Below are 3,921 nucleotides of genomic sequence, written 5' to 3'. Positions count from 1 at the left end.
AGAAGAACTCAAAAGTATCATCATGGTCAATGGGAAACATGCTGTTGACATCCTTTTTGCACATGATGATAATTTTGCCAACGGCTCAAATCAGGCCTCAATAAAAGAAGGCCGATTTGTAATTGGATTGGATGAAGATGTAAAAGAATCATTTCAAATCAATGAAATGGAAAAATTAACTAATCCTATGAAGTCTAGATTGCTCAACGAATCAATTGAATATGTATCTGTAAATACAAGGCAGGTTGAACTTTACAAGGCAATCTTATCAGAAATCAATACTTTGCAGGGACTTCTACATGTTAAATGCAAGTAGGATATAGTTTTTAACTACTCATCTTTCTCCAAGTATTTATCAATTATTTTTTGAGTTTCTTGATCCTCAGAAAACTCTAGCAAGGCCCTATTAAATTCATACAATAAAGGTGTATCGAAAGGAAAGGCAAAACCATATCCCTGCTTAAAATATTCGGCTTTGGCGAGGTAGAGATTCTCACTTTCGTTTTGTTTAATGTAGTAAAGCAACTGAGGTCTGTCATAAACAACTGCATCAACCTCTTTATTTTTAAGCTTATTCATGGATTCTTCCAATGTATTGGATTCTATAACTTTAGCTCGGTTTTCTTTCAGAAATTCCGATGATGGAGATCCTACCAAAGTTCCAGCCTTTTTATTCGAAAGTTGCTCTATATTAAGTATGGTAGATGAACTCAAAGAATTTAAGGTCAGAGTACTCGCGATACCCGCCACCATAGACGTCGCAAAAATAATAGAAACAATTATCCAAGTACCTGTAATTATCCTTCCCCAAAGTGTAACCGGCGCTTTATCTCCATATCCAACTGTACTCATCGTGACCACAGCAAACCACATTCCATTGCCTATTCCACTAATAGGATCTTTTGGAAACTGTTCGGGAGAGTTCTTCCGCTCTGCTAGCCAAAATAATGAACCCACCATTGCCAAAATGAATAAGAATATTCCAACTGCAATCAATAAACGAACGCTGAAAAAAGGTTTAATTTTTTGCCATAATGTAAGTTCATCTGATCTGGAAACAATAGATAAACTAGAGTTATAAAATGGCTGCGAAAAATGAACATTTTCGAGACGGGAAGAAGTAATACTTATCGGACCTATCAATAAATCTAACCTTTCCTTTTCAAGCTCACTTATGGCTTTTTCTACTTGATCAAAATATTTATAGCTATAAACCCAGTTTTTTTTGGCAGCCAAAGCCTCCCAAAGATCCATTGCAATCCCCCTATTTTCCATATTATTTGGAAATACAAAAGGTTGACTGCCCGCGACACCTACACGTAAAGTATCCGAGGAAGTAATTTTAGATTGGGCGAAAAGAATATTATTTTTTGGAAGAAGAATGAAGAAAAAAAGAATGAAGCAATTATAGATCGTTTTGGATCGCATATTTATGACTCTATTTAAAATGGTAATAACTAAGGCTATTTATAGGCCAAAATCGAAATTTTGAAGAGGAATTTAGGAGGATTTAATCCAAATGTATTTCCTAAAATGATTGGATGGTAAGGAAAATAAAAGCTAAAACAAAGTAAAAAGAGAAAAAGCAGAATCCGCATTTTCAATTTACTCCTGTAAAATGGAAAAACTAAAGACAGGATAAAAGAACAAAAGGCCATTGGGATGAAAGATCTCAATGGCCTTAATTTTAAAAGTGAATCAATACTTTTAAGTTTTTATTAATCATAGAGATTTTCAACATCCTCATTTGCCATCCGCAATAGCTGTTCTTTCATTTCAGTCAAGTTTTTCTTTTGACCAACATAAAACTTCCGATGCTCCCAGCGAGAAGCGATATAGCCAAATCCTAAAAGTAAGAGTACTAGGACAGATTTCCACCAATCTTCCGCTTCTTTGAAAACGGATACTACAGCAAAACCTGTTACGGTTAAATACAAGAAAGCTGCAGCTTTCGATAAGTTTACCTGGTAGGTTGCATTTGCCAAACCCTGCTCAAGGTCTCCAAGCATATTATTTTCGAAAGAGTTCTGCCAAGTCATTCTCTTTCTTCGACTGATAAAGATGGCTATTGCCACCAGTAAAAGTAGGGAAGCAAAAATGACCTGTACGAGTTCAAAACTCGATTTCCTTATCATAGCCCACCAAACCATTCCACTAGCAATTAATAAGCTACTGATCAGAGTTAATTCTAATTTACTTGCTTTTCGTGCAGACTTTGTTTTGCTCACGATTACTTTATCATGTAATGCATTTTGGTCTATCGCATACAATGCCTCACCCTTCTGGGCGTCCCATATTTTTTTCATCTCTTTAAATTCCATTTTTTATCATTTTTTCTGATTGATTACTCAGGTGCTTCTTAATCCGATTGATTCTCACACCTACATAATTCTCGGAAATACCTGCGATCATCGACATCTCTTTATAGCTAAATCCATCTAGCAATAAGAGACAAAGTGATCTATCTATTTTGTCAAGGCGAGCGATTTGCTCATAAAGCCATTCTAATCTTTCATCAGCAAATTCCTTTTGCTCGATTAATACATGAGCCCTGTGATCCAAGTCCTCTCGACCCACCTGATGCTTGCTTTCTTTACTGCTCCATTTAAGAGCTGTATTCAGTGCAATTCTATACATCCAAGTTGTGACTGCGCAGTCGTTCCTGAATTTTGAGACAGATCGCCAGACCTGAACAGCGATCTCTTGAAAGAGATCTTCTTGGTCCTCTAGGTTGAACCCATAAGCACGGACTACCTTAAAGAGTATGGCTTTGTGGTTAGCTAACCAGTCATTGAAGATGTCTGTTTGTGCTTGTTCAGTCATATAGCGAATTGTCAATAAGTTAGTACCGAGGAATAGCCCATTTCTTACAAAATCGAATTAATTTTTTCTGACTAAATATTAAACTACTTATTATCAAGTATTTATGATAAATAAAAATATATTCTAAATAAGGAATTGAGACCTTATTTTTTTGAAAGACCTTGGTAGAAAAAAATATCCCAAAATTAACTTGTGAAAAAAAGGATTTTCAGGATATTAAAGAGTGAAGGCTATTGCCTATCCAGAGGCAGATAGTTTATTCGAATCATTTATAGATAGGAAAAGGGAATCATGCGAATAGCTTTACTATTATTGATGGGAATTCATGGAATCATCCATTTGATGGGCTTTCTCAAAGCATTTAATCTAGCCGAGTTCAACGCCATTTCACAGCCGATATCTAAAGGTTTTGGAATAATCTGGTTAGTGGCATTTATGTTGTTTCTGGTTTCTGCAATTCTATATACTTTAAAATTCAACTCTTGGTATATCATTGCCATTCTTGGAGTACTTCTTTCCCAATTTTTAATTTTCAACTATTGGGCAGATGCCAAATACGGCACCCTTTTAAACCTGGTTATTCTGGCTTTTGGAATTGTGGCTTTCTACGCCACAGACTTTCAAAATAAAGTACAAGCAGAAGCATCCAAAATACTTGAAAAATCCACTGATCTTCCTTATTCGGAGCTTTCTGAAGATTTGATTTCCGACTTACCTCCAATCGTTCAAAAATGGCTACTCATAAGTGGAGTAATGGGAAAAGCCCCAATTCAAAATGTGTATCTAGAGCAAGAGGCAGAGATGCTCATGAAACCTGAGCAGAAGGACTGGAGCAAAGCCAAAGCAAGGCAATACTTTACCGTTGAACCTCCAGCTTTTAATTGGATGGTGGCAATGAATTTAAATCCTGCTCTCTCAATAGTGGGTAGAGACAAGTTTGAGAATGGGAAAGGGGAAATGTGCATTAAGTTATTTTCGATATTCCCAATAGTTCATGCAAAAAACAATGAAAAGATAGATCAGGCCACTCTGCAACGGTATTTAGCGGAGATCGTATGGTTTCCATCTGCTGCTTTAAGCCCATACATTAATTGGGAG

5 protein-coding genes are annotated in these 3,921 nt (G+C 36.1%); 2 read left to right on the top strand and 3 right to left on the bottom strand.

The window, feature by feature from the left end; translation table 11 throughout:
• A partial coding sequence (locus Q0L68_RS17520) for a hypothetical protein (protein ID WP_296705557.1) occupies positions 1 to 316 on the top strand: 316 nt, incomplete at its 5' end.
• A gap of 14 nt (positions 317 to 330) precedes the next feature.
• Here Q0L68_RS17520 and Q0L68_RS17515 read toward each other — a convergent pair.
• The 3 genes from Q0L68_RS17515 to Q0L68_RS17505 all read right to left on the bottom strand — a co-directional run bounded on the left by Q0L68_RS17515 (position 331) and on the right by Q0L68_RS17505 (position 2,823).
• The gene (locus Q0L68_RS17515) at positions 331 to 1,428 is read right to left on the bottom strand and encodes a transporter substrate-binding domain-containing protein (RefSeq protein ID WP_296705556.1); all 1,098 of its coding nucleotides are present in this window, start codon (positions 1,426 to 1,428) and stop codon (positions 331 to 333) included.
• A gap of 290 nt (positions 1,429 to 1,718) precedes the next feature.
• Complete coding sequence (locus tag Q0L68_RS17510; RefSeq protein ID WP_296705555.1) at positions 1,719 to 2,306, bottom strand: hypothetical protein; 588 nt, start codon at positions 2,304 to 2,306, stop codon at positions 1,719 to 1,721.
• A gap of 4 nt (positions 2,307 to 2,310) precedes the next feature.
• A complete protein-coding gene (locus tag Q0L68_RS17505) occupies positions 2,311 to 2,823 on the bottom strand; it encodes an RNA polymerase sigma factor (protein ID WP_296705554.1) in 513 nt (170 codons plus the stop codon).
• Positions 2,824 to 3,114: 291 nt separating this feature from the next.
• Here Q0L68_RS17505 and Q0L68_RS17500 point away from each other — a divergent pair.
• Positions 3,115 to 3,921, top strand: an 807-nt coding sequence (locus Q0L68_RS17500; RefSeq protein WP_296705553.1) for a DUF6544 family protein, incomplete at its 3' end; no start/stop codon positions are given.

The sequence above is a fragment of the Algoriphagus sp. genome (assembly GCF_024642405.1).
In the GTDB taxonomy this organism is placed as follows: domain Bacteria; phylum Bacteroidota; class Bacteroidia; order Cytophagales; family Cyclobacteriaceae; genus Algoriphagus.
Note: the sequence above shows the minus strand (reverse complement) of the source record. Positions and strands in the feature narration are given on the sequence as shown.